The sequence below is a fragment of the Paenibacillus amylolyticus genome, from assembly GCF_001570725.1.
In the GTDB taxonomy this organism is placed as follows: Bacteria; Bacillota; Bacilli; order Paenibacillales; family Paenibacillaceae; genus Paenibacillus; species Paenibacillus amylolyticus_A.
The window spans coordinates 1,767,731-1,788,848 of the sequence record NZ_BCNV01000001.1; the positions used below are offsets into that span (position 1 = coordinate 1,767,731).

Below are 21,118 nucleotides of genomic sequence, written 5' to 3' on the forward strand. Positions count from 1 at the left end.
AGAGAAGTTGGATCGGCTACACTTAGTTGATATGCACTAAGGATACGATAAGGGATTGCACTGAAAGATTGTGTTGAAATCCTTTGGTTTGTTTTTTTATGAATGAAATAGGGAAGTAATACATGTCGTGATTTTATACAATAATTGTCGTGAGTTTCTATTAAAAATAGATTAAGTCTGTGATAACTTATAGATAAATGTCAGAATATTATATAGTATGGAGGTTAGACAACAGTGACCATTCGAATTGGTAAAATTAGCTTGTGGCATGTTCACGCATGGGATTACATTAAGCAAGCACAGGAACATGAGGATACAGTCATCGCCGCCGTGTGGGATGAGGATGCCAAGCGGGGGCAGGAAGCAGCTGAACGTTTAAACGTACCATTCTATGCTTCACTCGAAGATATGCTCGCCAAGGACGACATCGATGCCGTTATTGTAGATGCGCCAACTCGCATTCATGAAGAGGTAATCACCGCTGCTGCAAAAGCAGGTAAACACATCTTTACGGAGAAGGTCATTGCGTCGACACAGGCGGAATCCAACAGAATCCTTAATGAGGTAAAGGCAAACAAGGTCAAGATGACAGTCTCCTTACCACGCCTGAATGCAGGATATACGCTAACGATTCAGGATGTACTTAACCAAGGATTACTTGGCAAAGTGACTTATGTTAGAGCGCGTTTATCGCATGATGGAGCGATTTCGAACTGGTTGCCTGAACACTTCTATGATCTGAAGGATTGTCAGGGCGGTGCACTAATTGATCTGGGTTGTCATCCAATGTATCTCGCCAAACTGTTTCTGGGTCAGGAAGTAACAGCGGTTAATGCGAACTTTGGATATATTACAGGCAAAGAAGTGGAAGATAATGCCGTCGCAACCTTGTTTACGGATTCTGGAGCAGTCGGCGTTGTTGAAGCTGGTTTTGTGAACAGCCATTCTCCATTTACGATTGAGGTTCATGGTACGGAAGGTACACTTCTGTATGGAACACCTGATGAAAAGTTATTGATTCGCACGAAAGCAGTACAGGGACAGTATCAAGAGTGGACTGAACTTCCTTTGGTAGACCAAAGAGAAAGCGCATTCAATAAATGGGTTGCACATATACAAAATGATGCGGATGCAACCGAAAACGTGCAGATCGCTATGGAGCTAACCCGGTTGATGGAAGCTGCGAATCTCTCTGCCAAGGAAGGGCGCAGAATAGCTCTGAATGAGTTGAAGGATTAGGTTTTATTAGGGAGGGGTGCAATCTTGAGCCTGTATCCTTATGAGAAAATGCTTGAGCGGCAGGATCTCCTGGAGAGACTGGATATTTTAATGGTTTGGGGACATTATGAGATTCGTGTGATGCGATTTCATCTGACTTCTTTTCCAGCGGGCCGAGTTGTGGATTTCCATAATCATGCGGAGTTTGAGTTTCATTTTATCCCGAGAGGTAAAGGCAAAGTTATTCTGGATGATCAGACACATGCACTCTCGGAAGGTATGCTGTATCTAACAGGACCGGGTGTTGTTCATTATCAGGAGGCCGACACCGAAGAGGATATGGATGAACTATGTCTTCATGTGGATATTGTCCATAAGCCAAGAGAGTATGTCGATCCCTGGGAAGCCGCTGAATCCGAGGAAACGATGGAGAAGCTGAGAACGCTTCCGCATACACCAGTGAATGATTATCATCGGGCGATGCATTGCTTTTTGGAAGCTTATGAGGCTTGTGATCACAAATTGATAGGATATTATACGTCCATTAAACAACTGGTCATCAGCATATTACTTAAAACCGTGCGAGCCTACGACACCGGCGGGAATCGACCGGAAGCCCCGGTGCGGGATATGTCGGTGTATCGCTATGAGTATGCAGTGCAGTATATGGAGGCGAACCACCCTACAGTGGTCACGCTGGAGCATGTAGCTGAGAAACTTCATATTAGCAGCAGACAATTGCAGCGAATCTTCTATCAGGTACAGCCGGAGATGCCATTCAGCCGCGTACTGGAGGATATTCGTCTGCGCGCCGTGTGCCGCAATCTGGAGGAAAGTAACGTGTCCATTGAACAGATCGCTCTCGCTTCAGGTTTCAATAATGCCAACTATTTGCATGCTGTATTTCGCAAACGTCTGGGGATGACCCCGTCGGCTTTTCGTAAAATGAAACAACCAATACTTAAGTGAGGGTGAATATATATGAGTAAAGTATATCGTATCGGAATTATTGGCTGTGGTGGAATCGCAAATGGTAAACATCTGCCGAGTCTGAGTAAACTGGATAATGTTGAACTGGTGGCTTTCTGTGATATCGTTCAGGAACGTGCGGATGAAGCCAAGCAGAAATATGGCACTACTGAAGCCGAAGTCTACACGGATTATCAGGAATTGCTTAAGGATGAGTCTTTGGACATTGTGCATGTGCTTACACCGAATATTTCTCATGCCGAGATTTCTATTGCTGCTCTGGAGGCAGGCAAACACGTGATGTGTGAGAAGCCAATGGCGAAGACATCTGCTGAAGCACAACTCATGTTGGAAGCGGCAGAACGTACCGGCAAGAAACTTACCATCGGATACAACAACCGTTTCAGAGAAGACAGTCAGTACTTGAAGAAGGTGTGCGAAGCGGGTGACCTGGGTAATATTTATTTTGCCAAAGCACATGCGATTAGACGTAGAGCAGTACCAACTTGGGGTGTTTTCCTGGATGAGGAGAAGCAAGGTGGAGGTCCACTGATTGATATTGGTACGCACGCACTCGATCTGACGCTCTGGATGATGGATAACTATCAGCCAAAAGTCGTTCTGGGCACGACTTATCATGAGCTTTCGCAACGTGAAAATGCAGCCAATGCCTGGGGCCCGTGGGACCCTAAACAATTCTCTGTAGAGGACTCGGCCTTCGGCATGATTGTGATGGAGAATGGCGCAACGATTATGCTGGAATCCAGCTGGGCACTGAACTCCCTGGACGTGGATGAGGCCAAATGTAGCTTGAGCGGCAGCGAAGCAGGTGCGGATATGAAGAACGGACTGCGTATCAATGGCGAGAAATTCAGCCGTCTATATACCAACGAGATTGAACTGAGTGCAGGTGGGGTAGCTTTCTACGATGGCAAGAGTGAGAGCGCGCCTGATGTCGAGATGAGAAAGTGGATTGAAGCGATTGAGAACGATCAGGAGCCAGTCGTTACACCAAAACAAGCGCTGGTTGTATCTCAAATCTTGGAAGCACTCTATGAATCTGCTCGCACAGGCAAGGCTGTTTACTTGAATAATGCTAGCGAAGCATAGAACAGAATAGAATAGATTACAAAACCCTTTGTCCTGGTATTTGGAGACAGAGGGTTTTTTTTGGTAAATTCAGCGAGTTTTGAGACACGCCCTAGCTATTGGTCCATACCAGACTCTATTTCGGCACATATGATAGGAGAAAATTGAGCTGAAAAGAGGGTATGTCTTGACTAAACACAAAACGGGTCATGGTGTTTCCATTGTTGTGTGTACCAATCGGCCGCAATTTTTTGACAACATCCTGCAAAATTACAGTCGGCAGCGTTATAAAAGCAAAGAGCTGATCATTGTCCTGAATCATGACCGTATGAATCTGGCATTATATCAAAACCGGGTTCGAAATCTTGCCAATGTTCATGTATATCAAGTTCCGGAGAGCATTTCGTTAGGACAAAGCCTGAATGCTGGAATAACAAGGGCTCGCTTTTCGTTGATTGCCAAATTTGATGATGATGACTACTATTCGCCGTATTATTTAACAGAACAGGTGAGAGAGCTTAAACGGACCAAAAGTGATATTGTGGGCAAACATTCATGCCTGGTCTACTTGGGTGCATCCAAGACACTGTTGGTCAGATCTCCAGCAGAAAAGAATAAACCGGTTGAATTTGTACAAGGAGGTACTATCTTATTTAAAAGAGAGGTCTTGAAAAAAGTCCGCTTCACGGACCGTTCAATAGGGGAAGATGTAACCTTCCTGAGACAATGTAGGAAAAGAGGATTCAAAGCGTATGCGACCTCACCATACAATTATGTCTATCACCGCAGACAGAACAAAAAAAGTCATACGTGGAGAGCGGATGATAGCTTTTACCTGGAGGGAAGCACCAAACTTGCGGTTACAGAGGATTTCAGACCCTTTGCCAATAAGAAGTTATAGAGGAGAATAACGAAAGTAAAGATGCATCTGCTCGTGCAGATGCGTCTTTTTTGTGCCCAAAATGGTTCAATTTGGAGGTAGTGAAAAAAATATTTATGAATTTACTAGAAAAAAGTATTGCATATAAGTTTAGTCGGAATTATATTAATGGTATAAGGTCTAGACCATATACAGATCGGAGTGTTTAGATGTCCAGTACGTTTTCATTTCGTTTTGAGAAAGTATCCACCAAAAAGGTTAGTGAATTCATTAGGGAACAACTGGAAGAAGCCATTATTTTGAAAGAATTAATGAGTGAAGAACAACTTCCAGCCGAGCGAGATCTGGCAGAGATCTTTAATGTAAGCCGCATTACGGTTCGCGAGGCACTTTCCTCACTGGAAGATAAAGGATTGATTGAGAAACGGGTGGGTGCCAAAGGTGGAACGTTTGTACTGCCTCTGACAGCCAATTCGCATAAACGGACCAGAGAAGAAATTAAACGAGATTGGGCACAGATGCTGAAGGTGTTTGAATATCGAACCATCATCGAGCCGGAGGGGGCTTTTCTGGCTGCTGAGCGGATCACCGCAGGCGAACTGGAGCTGCTTGAGGGCTATATGGAACAAAGTATAGAGCCAGATTGTACAAGGGAATGGTTCAGGGCGCTGGATGTGAAATTTCATCTGACGATTGCCAAAGCGTCAGGGAATCCATATTGCGAGAGAGCCGTCAGACAGATCCGGACCAAAATTAATCCGGCGCTGGATTTGATGCCTTATGATGACCGGATACGTACCGTCAACTACGGTGTACATATGGAGATTCTTGAAGCACTGAAAGCACATGACAGTATTAGGTCCCGGGAGACGATGAAAAGACATATCGAATTCTCGGCTGACGCGATCTATGCCCGTTTGGTTTCTGAATCGGACGAAAATGAAGGGAATGACAGCGAATGAATCATTCAGAACTAATACAGCTGGCTCAGCCACTACAAGCCCAGTTAAGCGCCTGGCGCAGAGATTTGCATCGCCATCCGGAAATCGGCTACGAGGAGCATCGCACATCTGCTATCGTAGCTGAGCATCTGGAAAACCTGGGGCTGGAAGTTACACGCAATGTGGGACAGACCGGGGTTACAGGCCTGCTTCGCGGAGAGACAGATGGACCAACCTTTGCCTTGCGCGCGGACATGGATGCCCTGCCAATCCAGGATCAGAAAGCGGTGGAATACCGCTCGCAAGTGGAAGGCAAAGCGCATCTGTGTGGACACGACGCTCATACCTCCATCCTGATGGGTGCAGCTCAGCTGCTTACCGGCCTTGGAAGACCGAAATCAGGCAACATCAAATTCATTTTCCAGCCAGCAGAAGAGGGACTTGCAGGGGCAAGAGCCATGATCCAGGACGGAGTTCTGGAGAATCCGAAGGTTGATGCCATCGCAGGATTACACATGACACCTGGACAGAACACGGGAACATTGGGTGTAAGTCAGGGCGTTGCGTTCGCATCAGCTGATCCCTTGATTATCAAGGTCTTCGGCAAGGGTGGCCACGCAGCTCGTCCGCATGAGGGCATCGATGCGATTGCGGTATCTGCTCAGGTCATCACCGCATTGCAAAATATCGTCAGTCGCATGGTCGATCCGCTTGAACCCGCTGTAGTCACGATTGGCAAAATCACCGGAGGTTATATGGGAACAGCCATCGCCCCGGAAGTGGAGATGATCGGTACGGTTCGTACACTCTCACCTGCCATTCGTGAGCGGATGCCAGCTTTGATCGAACAGGTTGTTAAAGGGGTCTGTGATTCTTTCGGTGCAGGATACGAAGTTGTCTACGGCGATGGATACCCTGTTGTCGTGAATGATCTCGGTATGGTTGACCTGCTAACAGAGACCTGTGATCAGGTTAATGCGGAGAAGGGTTGGAATTATATCAAACCCTCCACAGGGGGCGAGGATTTCGCTTTTTATTGTGAGCAGGTTCCGGGTGTGTTTTTCAGACTAGGATCTGGGAATGATGAGGAACGTACTCGTTATCCACTTCACCATCCCATGTTTGATCTCGATGAGACAGCAATGCCTTATGGTGTGGGCATGTTGTCTGCAGTAGCACTTGAATTTTTGGCAAGGAATACAACTTCTGAGGGGGAGCAATCACAATGAAAAAAAGACAATGGACAGGCATGTGGATCACGTTACTGGCAGTCGTAATGGTACTCAGCGCTTGCGGAGGAAAAACGACAAGCACGAATGATGGTGCCTCAACAGAAGGAACGGGCAGTGGAAGCGCAAGTACAACACTGACCATTGCTGCAGCAACAGACATCGAGAGTTTCGATCCGCACAACAACAACAATACATCCAGTGAAGCGGTACTGGTCAACGTTTTCGATTATCTGATCAAAAACGACAGTGAACAGAAGAAAGTTGCAGGACTTGCGACATCATGGGATCAGGTAGACGATACAACATGGAGATTTAAGCTGCGTGAAGGCGTGACCTTCCACAATGGCGATCCATTTACTTCGGCAGATGTAAAATACACGCTGGAGCGCGTAGCCAAGGACGAGACACTGAAACAAAACAGCTATTTCAAAAATATTGTAGAAGTTAAAGTGGTGGATGACTATACCGTAGACATTATTACGGATGGCCCAGATCCATTGCTCCTGAATCGTTTGTCCAAAATGGGAGCAGGCATTCTGCCGGCAAAATATATTGCAGACAACGGTTTTGATGCTTTCCTGAAACAACCGGTTGGAACAGGCCCTTACAAGTTCAGTAAATGGACGAAAGATGATCGTGTGGAACTGGTGAAAAACGAGAGCTACTTCGATGGAGAACCAAAATGGAATGAAGTGGTATTCCGCGTTATTCCTGAAGCCTCCACACGTGTATCCGAATTGCTTGCTGGTGGTGTAGATGTGGCGTCTTCCATTCCGTCCACTGATATTGCCCGGATCGAAGGCGAAGCAGATAAGAAGATTGTCAAAGCCCCAATCCAGCGTGTGCTTCAGTTGATCTTCCGTCAGACAGAAGGTAGCATCACGGCTGATCCGAAAGTACGTGAAGCGATTGACCTGGCTATCGACAAACAAGGAATCGTGGACAGCATTGCCGGCGGAGCAGGTATCGTAACTCGCACATCCGTAACGCCGGGCAACTTCGGTGCTGATCCTTCATTGTACAAAACTTCACTTTATGACCAGGAAAAAGCAAAACAGCTCCTGCAAGAAGCTGGCTATGCAGAAGGTGAAGCAGAGATGACGATCTCGGTTTCCGCACAGTACAAAGAACAGGCTGAAGTTGTTGCAGCGATGCTCGAACAAGCCGGATTCAAAGTTAACCTGGATGTCCTTGAAGCAAGTGCATTCAGTGAACGTTACAGCTCCAAATCATTCAAAGAAATCTTCATGATCGGTATTGGTAATTCCTTGTTCGATGCTTCGAATAACTACAATCGTTATATGTTGGAAGAAGCAAAAGGCGAATCGGATTATAACAATCCTGAAGTAGAAAAACTGCTTCAATCGGCATTGGTGAACATGGACCCTGCAGCTCGTGAGAAAGAATATCAACAAGTACAACAGATCTTCTCCGAAGAGCGCCCAGCTGTATATCTGTATCAAATGGAAGGTGTGTACGGAACGAATGCTAAAGTGAACTTCGCGCCGCGCAGTGACGAGATGTTCTATGCTGACGAGATTACACCTGTTGCACAGTAACATCGAGTATAATAACCGGTCATTGAAAAGTTAAGGCCGTGAACGGCAGGGACTGGATAACCATGTTCCTGCCGTTCTTTTTTAAAAGGGAGGTGAACAAGGAATGGGCAAATACGTACTTAAGTCATTACTACAGATCATTCCGGTGCTGTTCATTGTTTCATTAATTGTGTTCATTTTGGTTCGAGTTACCGGTGATCCGGTTGCGCTAATGTTGCCCGAAACGGCTACCGCTGAAGATCGTGCTGTCTTGACGCAGGCACTCGGTTTGGACCAGCCTTTATATACGCAATACGTGAAGTTTCTGGGCAGTGCGTTACAGGGAGACTTTGGTCAGTCTTTTCGCTACAATCAGCCTGCATTAGAGCTTGTGCTGGAGAGATTGCCTGCTAGCTTCGAACTGGCGGTAGCCGCCATGTTCTTTGCCGTGTTGATGGCTGTGCCACTTGGTGTCATTTCAGCTGTCAAACGTAATACGTTTACCGATCTCATCATTTCCGGGATATCCGTCATTGGTAAGGCGATGCCAAACTTCTGGATGGGGATTATGCTTATCCTCTTGTTCTCCGTCATGTTGGGGGTATTGCCTGTCTCTGGTCGTGGAGGATTGTCACATCTGATCTTGCCGGCATTTACGCTTGGCGTCGGACTGGCCGCGCAGATGACCCGGCTGATTCGCTCCAGCATGCTGGAGATTCTGAACCAGGACTATATTCGAACAGCCCGTAGCAAAGGGCTAGGCCGGATGGTTGTCATTGTGAAACATGCGTTTCGGAATGGACTGATTCCAGTCGTAACGATTATGAGTTTGCAGTTTACAAGTCTGATCGGGGGAACCTTGATTACGGAAACGGTATTCTCTTGGCCTGGACTGGGTCAATTGCTGGTCGTTGCAGTCAACACACATGATATGGCGATCGTGCAGGCAGCAGTGTTTGTCATTGCGGTTATCGTTGTAGTAACTAACATCTTGACGGATGTGGCCTACAGGCTACTTGATCCGCGCATCAAATACGACTAGAAGGAGGTGCAATCATATGACAGGCAGCAATGAAATGCCAATTCCGGGTACAGAACAGGAACAAGACAATGGGCGTGCACCAACGGGATTTCGTTATATCTGGCAACAACTGATCATCAGCAAGACCGGAATGTTTGGTGCTGTGCTTGTATTGTTGGTTGTGTTAATTGCCATAGGTGCACCTCTATTAACGAGTCATGATCCGGCAGCGGTGAATCCGCTCAATCGACTTAAACCACCAGCATGGCTTGAGGGCGGAACGGCCGAATACTGGCTCGGTACGGATAATCTGGGTAGAGACATGTGGAGCCGAATTGTATATGGTGCTCGGGTTTCCTTAATCGTGGGTATGGGTGCAGTGATTGTGTCCGGAATCATTGGCGCGATTCTGGGGCTGGTATCCGGATTCTACGGGAAGTGGGTAGACGCTGTAATCATGCGTGTAGGTGATGCATTCATGGCGATTCCAACCATTCTGTTCATGCTCGTTGTGATGGCGATTGTTGGCCCGGGTATTACGACGCTGATCTTTGTCATCGGGGTGACGAACTGGGTTCCATTCACCCGTGTGGTAAGAAGTGAGGTCCTTAGTATCAAAGAGCGTGATTTTGTTCATGCGGCCAGATCGATTGGCGCGAAGAATGGCAGATTGATTCTCAAACACATTTTGCCGAATATCCTTTCATCCTTTATCGTGATCTGCGGTATGAATGTGGGCACGACCATTATTATGGAAGCTTCACTCAGTTTCCTGGGTCTGGGTATCAAACCACCCGATGTATCCTGGGGAGGTATGCTCAGTGATGGCAGACAATACGTTGCAACAAGCTGGTGGGTCGCTACATTCCCGGGACTAGCCATTACATTTACCGTACTCGGTGTTATTTTCCTTGGAGATTGGCTGCGTGATGTGCTTGATCCACGTACGGAGACAACCCAAAAATAAACGGAGAAGGGAGCCATCATTATGAATCAAAGACCAATTATGCCGGAGGATCTGCTTCACTATCGTTGGATCAGTCAGCCGGTGATCAGTCCTAACGGACAAGTGGCTTATGTGGAACAGACCGTAGATCAGGATAAAAACGAATATAACACACAAATTCGAGGAATTTCCCTCGATGGTGATGAAGATATAGCACTTTCGGATGGAACGAAGGATTCCTCACCTGCTTGGTCGCCGGATGGCACACAGCTCACATTTATTCGCTCAGTGGATGGTGGCAAAGGACTATGGACGCTCCATACAGATCAAAAAGAGCCGGTCATGCTGATACCTCCCGCACGTAAAATATTGAGTTATATCTGGTCGCCGAACGGGCAGTACATTGCGTTTACCAGCAAAGTGCAACCGGAGGACCAACAGAAGAAAGCCGAAACCCAACAGGAGTCTGCACCTGTGCTGCGAGGTAAAGTCTTCGAGCGTACAACGCCAAAGGCGGAAGGGGCCGGCTGGTGGGATGGTCAATACAGCCATTTGTTTGTATATGAGATCAAGAGCGGGGAGATCACGCAGGTGACTTCCGGGCTATGGAATATCAGTGCTCCGGCATGGTCGCCAGATAGCCAGCACCTTTCCTTCATATCCAAGCAAGTGGAGGATGAAAAACTTGATGCAGACCTGTTGTACTTTACGGATGTATACAGCATTCGATTGGGAGAGAGTGATCTCTTCAAAGTGACGGATTCCAGTCTGGCGATTAGCCAGTTTTCCTATTCACCCGATGGACAGCAGTTGATCCTGATCGCCAGTGATCGCGTATATGGAAGTGGGAGTCACAACAGGTTATATGCAGTCCCCGTTCATCGAGGTGTACCCAGGTCAATCGCACCGCAAGTAGATATGCAGATTGGTAATGCGGCGCTTGGAGATATGAAGTCGGCAGGTGGTTCACCTTCTCCTATTTCAGATGCCCATCATCCGGAACGTGGTGTATATGTGCTCGGAACGCATAACGGGAATGTGGATGTGTATCGCATTGAAGAAAATGGGGCTTGTAAAGTGGTGACGGGTGCTGGTGAAAAGGATGTGTATCAGTATACCTTAACACCCGACGGTACCTCGCTGGTTATCGCTGCATTGACTGCTGAACATCCTGGAGAGTTATATCGCGTGGATATCGCCAGTGGTGAAATGTTCAGACTCACCCGCCGAAATGATGAATTCTTGGCTGAATTAGCTGTTAATGTACCTGTACGTATAGAGTTTACGTCTTCCGATGGATGGCCGATTCAAGGGTGGTTAGCTACATCGGCAGTACGTTCATCCAATGGTAAGCTGCCACTGATTTTGCAAATTCATGGTGGACCTCACGCGATGTATACGGGAACATTCAGTCATGAGATGCAGACACTCGTTGCGCAAGGATACGCTGTGCTGTGGATCAATCCTCGCGGAAGCATAGGATACGGTCAGGAGTTTGCCAGAGCATGCCGTGGTGACTTTGCCGGAGGCGATTACCGGGATCTGATGGAAGCTGTTGATTATGCCCTGGCTACATATGATTTCCTAGATGCATCACGTTTGGGTGTAGCGGGTGGCAGTTATGGCGGGGTGATGACCAACTGGATCGTAGCGCATACACACCGTTTCAAGGCGGCTGTAACTCAGCGTTGCATCTCCAACTGGTTATCCATGTATGGAACGAGCGATATCGGAATTTCCTATGTTCAGGGAGTCATTGGGGGGAATCCGGCAGAAAACGCTGAATTCCTGTGGTCCCGCTCACCTCTTGCCCATGCACATCACATTGAGACGCCACTTCTGATTATGCACGGAGAGCAGGACTATCGGACACCGATTGCACAAGCGGAGGAATTATACACCACGCTAAAACGATACGGCAAAAAGACCAAACTGATTCGTTACCCAGGCTCTAACCACAGTTTGCTCAAAAGTGGTAAACCTTCACTTCGAATCGATAGCTTCGAACAGGTGAATGCCTGGTTCAATCAGTATCTCGGCAATGAGGAGGGGGAGCAATGAGTCGAACTCAGCTGTCCATTCCTGTAGGGCTCCTTGTAGAGAATGTGCTGACAAGTGGGGTACCGAGAGAAGTAATTATTGAATATTTACAACGTCGAGACTACTCCCAGTTGTTGCCTTTGGTTAAGGAACCCGCGATGGATTTCGATGAAAGACTACAGACAGCAACGGATATCGGAGACGATTGGGAAAAAGCGATACGTCAAGGTTATGAGTTCAAGTTTCTGCATATTAACGGATTGAAACGATTGCTCGATTTCCGTTTTGACCGTAAGATGGATCGGGATTATGTTCAAGATGAACTGTCACTGAAGCATATTCGTCTGACCGCACAAGAGATTGAACTGCTGCAATCGTTAATTGGCAGACAATGGCTCGTGCAAGTAGAAGAAACAGAGACAGCAGAAGAAGGCAGAACAAAGGACGAGTCATCCTCCCACCTTCCTGTCCGTATTCAATTAAAATTCCCATAATAGACCAGCAGAAGCCGCGATGATCGCGGCTTTTTTGGTATGTACAGGTAGAAATGTAGACGACTTAAATCAAAAGTTGAAATCGGACTTCGTATGATTTATATTTATATTAAATGATATTATTATCTATCAAAAATACAGGCGTAAAAAGGGGGCCCTAGGATGTCCATTCAAAATGTTCTGGGAAAAATTCAAATATCGGATGATGTGATCTCCAAAATTGTCGGCAAGATCGCGAATACCACGAGTGAGATTTCCTCCATGTCGACAGGACTTGTAGAAGGCATCACCAAAAAGTGGAGCGGCAAAAGTCTGCAAAATGGCATTGCCATCCGCAAGGTAGAATCCAGACTGGAGATAAACTTAAAGGTTGTCGTTTGTTATGGTACAAAAGTGCATGAAGTTTGCAGGGAATTACAAAACAATGTGAGAGTGCATGTGGAACAGCTGACCGGATTAACCATTGATACGGTGAATGTGATCGTTGAGGGGTTATCATTTAACCAACCTGCTGCCAAGCTTTAATCCAATTTCAGCTACCTAGAGGAGTGACAGCGATGAATAAGATTTCCATTATAAAAGCCAGTCCACAATCTTTAGTCGGCGGGCAACTAAATCAGATGGCACTTGAATATATGGCATATTCGCTTGCAGGTACCAAGGATAAAGGCATTATAGAAAAAACATTTAACAAGTTATGGCGCTCGAATCAGAACCGATTCAGTCACCAATACGCTTATGAAGCCAAAATGGGTAGCCAAACGCTGGGTATGATCATGTGTTATCCGACCACCATAATGAACAAACTCGCTTTGCCAACGTTCTCCAAGCTGTATGAACTTCGGAAATGGAGCCTGATCAAGTATAATCTTCAACATTGGAAAGAGTTCTACTCCATGGTGACATTGAAAGAAGCGGAGAACGACGAGTACCATATTGGAACATTGGCTACATTGCCTGAAAGCAGAGGGCTTGGCGTGGGGACGCAGCTCATTCAATTTGCCGAACAGCAAGCTTTAGTACAAGGTCTATCCAAATCTTCGCTCACGGTTAAAAAGGAAAATGCACGGGCTATCCAACTGTATGAACGTTTGGGATACCAAAGAGTTGGGGAAATCAATAAACCTGCGCTATCCCTGTACCGGATGTCCAAAATACTGGTGTAGTGCTCTCTGAGAAGAATAGTGTAAACTTGAAGGTTCACATACATAAGCCCGCATTGGAACAGTTAGGGGTGTGGGCTGGAGGGACGCTTTATGCGTCCCTTTTTTAGTTTTCAGAGATTTCCTCTAAAAAAAGTAACTTGACTTTTGTGGGTGTTTAAGCAGGTACTTGACAGGGGTGTGGTATAGTATAAAAAGTTCTTTTAATGAAGAAAGACGGAGAAATATACAATGTGGGGTGTAACCAGTGTATCAATATAAGGATCAGGAATATGAAGCAGTACATTTTGAGGGACGCGATCTGAGATATGGAGAACTGATAAGCTGTGTTTTCAAACAGTGTACTTTCATGAACGCTTCTATGGAAGAAATCGAAACCAGTAACTGCCGTTTTATCGAGTGTGACTTCAAAGGAGCTTCGATGAATGGTTCGATTCATACGGAATCAGCTTTTGAAAACTGCACCTTCGGTGGTGCGAATCTCTTTGCTTCCAAATTCAGCTCTTGCAAGATGACAGGCTCGGATTTCTCGGGTGCGCAAATGGATGGCATTACACTAAGTCACGGTGATTGGTCTTATACGAATCTGAGACATACCCGATTAGGCAAACAGGATTTGCGAGGAATTCGTTTCTATGAAGCTGACTTTACAGATACGGATTTCACCAAAGCGGATTTGAGAGACTGTGACCTTACCAGAGTCGTATTGAGCAGAGCCAAGCTGCAAGGGGCCGATCTAAGAGGGGCTAACCTGGAAGGCATCGATCTGAAATCACTGGATATCAAAGGCGTACGTTTGGATCGCGAACAAGCCGTTCTGTTTGCACGCTCTTATGGTGCGAAAGTAGACTAATCATACTTCGATGCCTGTATGAAGCTCAGTTACGCGTCTCGTGTACTGGGCTTCATTTCTAAAGGCAGTGGCTCGCTTACTGAAGGAAATGGAGAGCCTGAACGGTTACCTTTGGACCCATCCAAACGTCGTATACTTTTGCAGATGAAGCTGGAGTCCGGGCTACTTCAAGATCATTTTGCTATTATCAGGGATACGTTGTGTGCGAAAGACTATAGTTTGAAGCTGAATAATAATGACAGATCCATCCTTCATATGGCGAAAGAGATGCTGGTCAATGAGATCATGCATGTGTTAAATACCGCTACCAAAGATGCTTCCACGTATGTGAAAGAGGATATGGAGAAGCGTCAGCTGGAGTTCAACGTTCATAGATCATGATGAAATTCAGGGATTATATTGGAATAATACAGGTTGAACGTTCAGTATGTAAAAGCAAGTTATACGGGGCAATATCTACGGAGAGAGCTTAGGAAAAGTCATGATGCAATGAAAGATCATGTCCTTAACTAAAAAATCGACACCAGGAAACCGCTTGATGAGCGGTTTTTTTGGTGTCGATTAGCTACGGTTACGGTACATTTAGATCACAGGTTCAATCCTCTTCTTTGGATAACTTTCTAACGACCAGATAAATAAAAGTGATGCCGATTAATATAATAATTCCATTCGTTATTGGAAACCACATAACCGAATTCACCTCCACTTTTGAGAAGCAATATGTTTAGGTTTAACCTTCCGCAGTTTTATTTTTGGCTCGTTTCAACCGCACGGCAACCCAGCTCATGATCAGAGCAGCAATAATCAGTAATATGGTCACACCTGCAATGACGACAAAGAAGGATTGGTCAAATGCAGCAAAGGCGGCATTTCTGAGCGATTCAGCAGACGCCGCAGGCAAGCTTTCGGCAGCGATAAGCGCTTCATCCAGACTGTCCTTCGCATTGGCTGGTACACTAATCCCCGCAGGAATCTTCATAGCGAGTGTGTAGAAAAGGGTAGACATGCTTCCGATGATGGCAATACCAGATGCTCCACCCAGCTCATAACCTACTTCCTCAATGGAAGCGGCCATACCCGCTTTGTGAGGTGGGGCATAACTCATAATGGAATGGGAAGCAGCGGTCATCCCTGATCCAAGACCTGCACCAAGCAATGCCAAACCATGAATCTGCCCGGTAAACCCTGCATTGAAATATATCAGGTACGTCCCCATGCCAAGAGCGGCGATGAAGAGGGATAAGCTTTTGATATAGACAACATCCACACGGTGCATAATGGCCCCCGTAACAGGTCCGGCAATGAGTGCTGCAACAGGTATGGATACGGTGAATAGTCCAGCTTGAAGCGGTGACATGCCTTCCACCAGCTGAAGCCGCTGAGTGACCATATATTGCACCCCCATTTGTGCAAACAACCCAACCAGTGCGGTAATAAAGCCGGTACTGAATCTTGGGATTTTGAACAAGGACAGATCCAGAAGCGGGTTGGGACTGTTATTCTGACGGCGAATAAAGATGATCAGGGACAGAACACCGATCACAGCAGCAAGGATAGCAAGTGTGAGAGATCCTTCACGTCTTGTGAATTCCTTAATGGAATAGATAATTCCGACCATGGCTATCATGATCTGAATGGAACTGGTGAAATCCCACTTTTTCGACGAATCCCCCTGATGTTTAGGGATTATTTTCAAGGCGAATATAAACGCGATAATGGCTATGGGCAGGTTAATCAGAAACACAGAGCCCCACCAGAAGTGTTGGAGGAGTAATCCGCCGACAATTGGTCCCAGTCCTGCACCACCGGATGCAATGGAACCCCATATGCCGATCGCTAGTGCGAGTTCTCGTTCATTCGTAAACGTAACCCGGATGATCGACAATGTCGCTGGCATCATCATGGATGCGCCTACGGCAAGAAGAATTCTGCTCATGACCAGCACAGCTGGTACTGGAGAAAAGGCAGCAACAAGGGAAGCGGCAGAAAAGACGAGCAATCCCAGGGTGAATATTTTTTTATGACCAAGACGGTCCCCGAGCGTTCCCATAGCAGGCAGCAAACCCGCCATGACAAGGGAGTACCCGTTCAGAATCCATAATTTCTCCGAAGCTGATGCACCGAGATCATGGGTCAAGCTGGGTAAAGCCGTGTACAGGATGGTCATATCCATCACAATGAGTAATAGTGCACTTGAGACAATAACAAGAATCATCCAACGTTTGAATTTTGACATGTTTCCCTCCGACGATATGAATAACTTACAATCCCAGACTAAACTATCGGGTAACCCTATAGTCAAACTTTTCTTTGCATACTATAATGCATCTATATTGATAAAACTTAGACCACATATGTACATGGAGGGCCCAAAGATGGCTGGACATCACGCACAACACTTTACCACCAGTGAATTTGCCAAGGTCTGCGGAGTGACCAAACATACCTTGTTTCATTATGACGAAATTGGGCTGTTAAAGCCTGAATATACCAATGACAAGGGCTACCGCTATTATGGTGTGCAACAAACGTATGTGTTGGATGTCATACATGTGCTGAAGAAAGCAGGAAGCTCACTCCAAGAGATTAAGTCGTTTATTCAAAACCAGAATACGCCATTGTTAATCGAGCTGTTTGAACAGAAATTAAAGGCACTTGAGCTGGAGCAACAACGAATCAAACGTATGCAAAAGCTGCTAAGTGGTGCCATTGAAATGACGAAACAAGCCACGGATGCTAAGCATGAAGGACTGAATATTGAACAATGTGAGCTGGAGTATTTTATTGCTGTTCAACTGGAGCAAGGGGATGGGGATAAGGAATTCTCCCGTAAGTTCACTGAATATCGCAGTCATTGTGATGAGAAGATGATCGACTATGAGTTTCCGGTATGGACGATCTTACGTCAGGAGCACTTTGAAGCAGGAGAATACTATCCGGATTACTTTGGCAACCAAATAAAAGCTCCCATTTCAGGGCAAACGATATTGATGAAGCCTAAAGGGATGTATGCCGTCATGAATCATCGGGGTTCATATGAAAGCATGCCAGAGACGTATTCCATCATGAAAGAGGATATAGAAAGAGAAGGACTACGAGTCTGCGGACATGTGTACGCACTGGATCTGCTCAGTTATTTTGCAGAAAGTAATCCCGACGAGTATCTCATCAAGATTTATGTAGAGGTGTGTAAGGCTGATAACACAAGCAAAAAACAGAATGACTTGATTTAGGAGGATATTTTTTGGAATTAATTAAAGCATATGATGTGGATCTAAGTGAAGAATGGTCAGCACTTCTTCAAGAATTACTTGTAGCCAGTTTTCCAGAGGTTTATCCGAAGGACAGATTGTTTTTCAAGCAAATACCACAGGGCAGAGTGCTGGCATTTAACCCGGATAACCAATTAGTTGGGCATGTAGGACTAGATTACAGGATGATGAATTTAAATGGAAAACCCATAAGAGTGTTGGGGATAATCGATTTGTGTGTTTCTCCTGCTATTCGCTCTCAAGGAATCGCGTCATTGTTAATTTCCGAAGTGGATAGGATGGCCAAAGGGCGTGTTGATTTTGTCCTTTTATTTGCGGATCATGAGGGATTGTATAGCAAAAATGGATTTAAAACGGTAAGTAACATATGTAAGTGGTTGAAAATTGATCATGAAACCTTAACCTCAATTGGAGTTGGAACTCAAAAGGTAGAGGGGTTAATGATTAAAGAAGTCGGAACCCTGCCATGGGAAGAAGGAGAACTCGATTTTTTAGGATATTTATATTAATCAAGGTGGGTTATAAGATGAGGTTTTATCTGATTGAGCGCCTTGACCCATGTTGTATTCCATGTTAAGTTTTCTGTATTAAATTTTGAGCTTTCAAAGGGGGATAGAGTCATGACTGAATTAGAGGTTGTAGATGTTTATGTGGACCTGTCAACGAACATGAACAGTGGCATGGTTCACAATATTACTAATCAGAATCCGACACGTTATCCCGTCTATGCATAGATCTACTTGGCGCTGAATGTTATATCGTCAGGTTTCTTTATCGTATAAGCGATCTAAATTCTGATTATGTTCAAATATTAAAGTGAGGGAATCCATGCCATGTTCGATGGTGAAATCCCGTCAATTTACTTTTATATTTCACATAAAAAGGATGATCTATATGTCTTTAATCAATGTTACCAACCTGACCTTTGCCTATGAAGGCAGTTACGATAATATATTTGAAAATGTTAGCTTCCAGTTGGACTCCGATTGGAAATTGGGTTTTACCGGAAGGAACGGTAGAGGCAAAACAACCTTCCTCAATCTGTTACTCGGTAAATATGAATACAGCGGACAGATCTCGGCGAATGTTAGCTTTGAATACTTTCCTTTCCAGGTACAGAATAAGGGAGCCATGACCCTCGATGTCATCGGCGAGATTCATCCTGAATATCTGCATTGGCAAGTTGTGCGCGAGCTTAATCTGTTGAAGGTGTCAGAAGATGTGCTGTATCGGCCTTTCGAGACCTTATCCAATGGAGAACAAACGAAGGTGATGCTGGCCGCCTTGTTCCTGAAGGATAATCGGTTTTTGCTCATTGATGAACCGACCAATCACCTTGATCTTCATGCGAGACAACTCGTCAGCAATTATCTTCGCAGTAAGCATGGATTTATTTTGGTATCACACGATCGCTCCTTTTTGGATCACAGCGTGGACCATATCCTTTCCATCAATAAGAGTAACATCGAGATTCAGCAAGGGAATTTCTCTGCTTGGTGGGAAAATAAAAGAAGGCAAGATCAGTTTGAACTTGCGAGTAATGAGAAATTAATCAAGGATATCAAGCGTTTATCCGATTCAGCCAAACGGACCGGTGGATGGTCGCATGAAGTTGAAAAAACCAAAAATGGTACGAGAAATTCCGGTTCCAAGGTGGATAAAGGATATATTGGGCACAAGGCTGCCAAAATGATGAAACGTTCCAAAAATATCGAACAAAGGCAGCAATCTGCGATTCAAGAGAAATCCAAACTTCTCAAAAATATCGAGAGTGCAGAACGTCTACAGATTCATCAGCTGGATTTTCACAAGCAGGAACTTGTCGAATTGGAGCATGTGTCGATATCATACGGGTCTAATGTTGTATGTAAGGATATCAGCTTCACGGTTGAAAAAGGGGATCGAATTGCCCTGTACGGTAAAAATGGATCTGGCAAATCAAGCATCCTTAAACTGATCTGTGATGAAGCTATCCCTTATACAGGTCTTTTCCGAAAGGATCATCAGCTTAAAATCTCGTATGTGTCGCAGGACACGTCCGATCTAGGAGGACATTTATCCGAGTATGCGGCCACACAGGGGATTGATGAGAGCTTGTTTAAATCGATACTCCGAAAGTTGGATTTTACGAGACTACAATTGGAGAAAGATATCTCAACGTTTAGTGCTGGTCAAAAAAAGAAAGTGCTCATAGCCAAAAGCCTTAGTGAGAAAGCCCATTTGCACATATGGGATGAACCACTCAATTTTATAGATGTCATTTCACGTATGCAGATCGAAGATCTGCTGCTGGAATACTCGCCAACCCTGCTTTTTGTAGAGCACGATAGTGAATTTTGTGCGAATATTGCAACGAGAATTATCGAATTGTAAGCAACGGACAAGATATAAGATGACCATGTTAAAAGCCGCCAAATGGCGGCTTTTAAGCTTGATATTTACATTACATATATAAGAGGTAACATATTACCTTCAAAATGCGATATCGTGAGAATATATGCTATAATTTTATAATCTCATCCAATCATTTGATGGATGACTAGATCAATTGTAGACTAATTCGCCAAGAGGTGTACTACCAATGAAAAAGGAAATGACAACAATTAAACAAACCAGGCTACATTCCATTCTGGACGAGGCCACCAAATTGCTGATTGAAAAACCGAATGCTTCTATGAATGAGATTGCAGAATCTGCAAAAATCGGGATCGCTACGTTACATCGATATGTGGAAAGTCGCGAACAGCTTATGGTATATCTGGGATTACGCGCAATCGAGGTGGTCAGTGAGACCATGAAAGGAATCCAACTGGATGAGGAGCATTGTGAAAAGTACATACCCGAACTGATTGAAGCGCTGATTCCATTAGGCGACAAAATTTATTTTTTGGCTCATGACACCACCATTAACTATAATCCCGAGATTGAGGGAGCCGATCTGAAACTGAGAGAACCGGTACTGCATGCAGTCGGTCTGTTACAACAGAAAGGTTATTTCCGCTCCGATCTCGATAAAACCTGGATTGTTGATGTGCTGTATTCCATCATGTTCCTGACGTGGCAGCAGGTTGTAAGTGGTCATATCGCGAGAAAAGCAGCCCCTGCGCTTGTGGTAGATACGTTTTATCATGGATTTAAGCAGCGTTAGTCAAGGACCATTCAACGAAAAATAATCAATTTTTACTACGAAAGCACGCCTAAACCGTCAACCGTATCGTGTGATACGCAGACTCTTTGGGGGTGTTTTTTTGCGTTCACAACAGCGTTTCTCCGTGCGCAAGCATCAAAGACTTGCATTTTTTACATATTCAAATATTAACAGAGTTCAGAATTTAAGATTTCAAGTTTACAAAAAATGATATAAATTTCTAGTAGATTCAAATCATTACCAAATAAAGACAAAATATTCAAACGAGGGGGCCGGGCAGAAACACCTGCAATTGTGTACTTCGAATCAGCTTA

Annotated in this window: 20 protein-coding genes; 19 read left to right on the plus strand and 1 reads right to left on the minus strand. The window is 45.2% G+C overall.

Features of this window, described 5'->3' with window-relative positions; all coding sequences use genetic code 11:
- The first annotated feature begins 234 nt into the window (after positions 1–234).
- The 15 genes from PAHA3_RS07930 to PAHA3_RS08000 all read left to right on the plus strand — a co-directional run bounded on the left by PAHA3_RS07930 (position 235) and on the right by PAHA3_RS08000 (position 14,765).
- Entirely contained in the window at positions 235–1,239 is a 1,005-nt protein-coding gene (locus tag PAHA3_RS07930; protein ID WP_062834237.1) for a Gfo/Idh/MocA family protein, read from the plus strand.
- A gap of 24 nt (positions 1,240–1,263) precedes the next feature.
- Positions 1,264–2,187, plus strand: a complete 924-nt coding sequence (locus PAHA3_RS07935) for an AraC family transcriptional regulator (protein WP_235599387.1) — start codon at positions 1,264–1,266, stop codon at positions 2,185–2,187.
- Positions 2,188–2,199: 12 nt separating this feature from the next.
- Positions 2,200–3,297, plus strand: a complete 1,098-nt coding sequence (locus tag PAHA3_RS07940) for a Gfo/Idh/MocA family protein (protein ID WP_062834239.1) — start codon at positions 2,200–2,202, stop codon at positions 3,295–3,297.
- A gap of 166 nt (positions 3,298–3,463) precedes the next feature.
- Entirely contained in the window at positions 3,464–4,177 is a 714-nt protein-coding gene (locus tag PAHA3_RS07945) for a glycosyltransferase (RefSeq protein ID WP_062834240.1), read from the plus strand.
- Between the two features lie 188 nt (positions 4,178–4,365).
- The gene (locus PAHA3_RS07950; protein WP_062834241.1) at positions 4,366–5,118 is read left to right on the plus strand and encodes a FadR/GntR family transcriptional regulator; all 753 of its coding nucleotides are present in this window, start codon (positions 4,366–4,368) and stop codon (positions 5,116–5,118) included.
- Positions 5,115–6,326: a M20 metallopeptidase family protein gene (locus tag PAHA3_RS07955; protein ID WP_062834242.1), complete on the plus strand. Its 1,212-nt coding sequence runs from the start codon at positions 5,115–5,117 to the stop codon at positions 6,324–6,326. Before PAHA3_RS07950 ends, PAHA3_RS07955 begins: the two co-directional genes overlap by 4 nt.
- Positions 6,323–7,888 (plus strand): ABC transporter substrate-binding protein, encoded by a 1,566-nt coding sequence (locus tag PAHA3_RS07960; RefSeq protein ID WP_062834243.1) that lies wholly within the window; start codon positions 6,323–6,325, stop codon positions 7,886–7,888. The genes PAHA3_RS07955 and PAHA3_RS07960 overlap by 4 nt, the downstream gene beginning before the upstream one ends.
- A 103-nt stretch (positions 7,889–7,991) precedes the next feature.
- Positions 7,992–8,909, plus strand: a complete 918-nt coding sequence (locus PAHA3_RS07965) for an ABC transporter permease (protein ID WP_062834244.1) — start codon at positions 7,992–7,994, stop codon at positions 8,907–8,909.
- Between the two features lie 16 nt (positions 8,910–8,925).
- Entirely contained in the window at positions 8,926–9,855 is a 930-nt protein-coding gene (locus PAHA3_RS07970) for an ABC transporter permease (protein ID WP_153028184.1), read from the plus strand.
- A 21-nt stretch (positions 9,856–9,876) separates the two neighbouring features.
- On the plus strand, positions 9,877–11,895 hold the full coding sequence (locus tag PAHA3_RS07975; protein WP_062834245.1) for a S9 family peptidase: 2,019 nt from the start codon (positions 9,877–9,879) through the stop codon (positions 11,893–11,895).
- Positions 11,892–12,368, plus strand: a complete 477-nt coding sequence (locus tag PAHA3_RS07980; RefSeq protein ID WP_062834246.1) for a hypothetical protein — start codon at positions 11,892–11,894, stop codon at positions 12,366–12,368. The genes PAHA3_RS07975 and PAHA3_RS07980 overlap by 4 nt, the downstream gene beginning before the upstream one ends.
- A 162-nt stretch (positions 12,369–12,530) precedes the next feature.
- Positions 12,531–12,893: an Asp23/Gls24 family envelope stress response protein gene (locus tag PAHA3_RS07985; RefSeq protein WP_062834247.1), complete on the plus strand. Its 363-nt coding sequence runs from the start codon at positions 12,531–12,533 to the stop codon at positions 12,891–12,893.
- A 32-nt stretch (positions 12,894–12,925) separates the two neighbouring features.
- Positions 12,926–13,534 carry a GNAT family N-acetyltransferase gene (locus tag PAHA3_RS07990; RefSeq protein WP_062834248.1) on the plus strand — a complete coding sequence of 203 codons (609 nt, stop codon included), beginning with the start codon at positions 12,926–12,928 and terminating at the stop codon, positions 13,532–13,534.
- 244 nt (positions 13,535–13,778) lie between these two features.
- A complete protein-coding gene (locus PAHA3_RS07995; RefSeq protein ID WP_062834249.1) occupies positions 13,779–14,384 on the plus strand; it encodes a pentapeptide repeat-containing protein in 606 nt (201 codons plus the stop codon).
- 18 nt (positions 14,385–14,402) lie between these two features.
- Complete coding sequence (locus tag PAHA3_RS08000) at positions 14,403–14,765, plus strand: hypothetical protein (RefSeq protein WP_062834250.1); 363 nt, start codon at positions 14,403–14,405, stop codon at positions 14,763–14,765.
- A gap of 349 nt (positions 14,766–15,114) precedes the next feature.
- Here the strand turns inward: PAHA3_RS08000 and PAHA3_RS08005 are convergent, their stop codons facing one another.
- Positions 15,115–16,620 carry an MFS transporter gene (locus PAHA3_RS08005; protein WP_062834251.1) on the minus strand — a complete coding sequence of 502 codons (1,506 nt, stop codon included), beginning with the start codon at positions 16,618–16,620 and terminating at the stop codon, positions 15,115–15,117.
- A gap of 139 nt (positions 16,621–16,759) precedes the next feature.
- Between PAHA3_RS08005 and PAHA3_RS08010 the strand changes: the two genes are divergently transcribed.
- The 4 genes from PAHA3_RS08010 (at position 16,760) to PAHA3_RS08025 (ending at position 20,804) form a co-directional block, all read left to right on the plus strand.
- Positions 16,760–17,617, plus strand: a complete 858-nt coding sequence (locus PAHA3_RS08010) for a MerR family transcriptional regulator (RefSeq protein ID WP_062834252.1) — start codon at positions 16,760–16,762, stop codon at positions 17,615–17,617.
- Positions 17,618–17,628: 11 nt separating this feature from the next.
- Positions 17,629–18,165: a GNAT family N-acetyltransferase gene (locus tag PAHA3_RS08015; protein WP_062834253.1), complete on the plus strand. Its 537-nt coding sequence runs from the start codon at positions 17,629–17,631 to the stop codon at positions 18,163–18,165.
- A gap of 385 nt (positions 18,166–18,550) precedes the next feature.
- Positions 18,551–20,029, plus strand: coding sequence for an Lsa family ABC-F type ribosomal protection protein (locus tag PAHA3_RS08020; protein ID WP_062834254.1), 1,479 nt, complete (start codon positions 18,551–18,553; stop codon positions 20,027–20,029).
- A gap of 208 nt (positions 20,030–20,237) precedes the next feature.
- Complete coding sequence (locus tag PAHA3_RS08025; RefSeq protein ID WP_062834255.1) at positions 20,238–20,804, plus strand: TetR/AcrR family transcriptional regulator; 567 nt, start codon at positions 20,238–20,240, stop codon at positions 20,802–20,804.
- Positions 20,805–21,118: the final 314 nt, after the last annotated feature.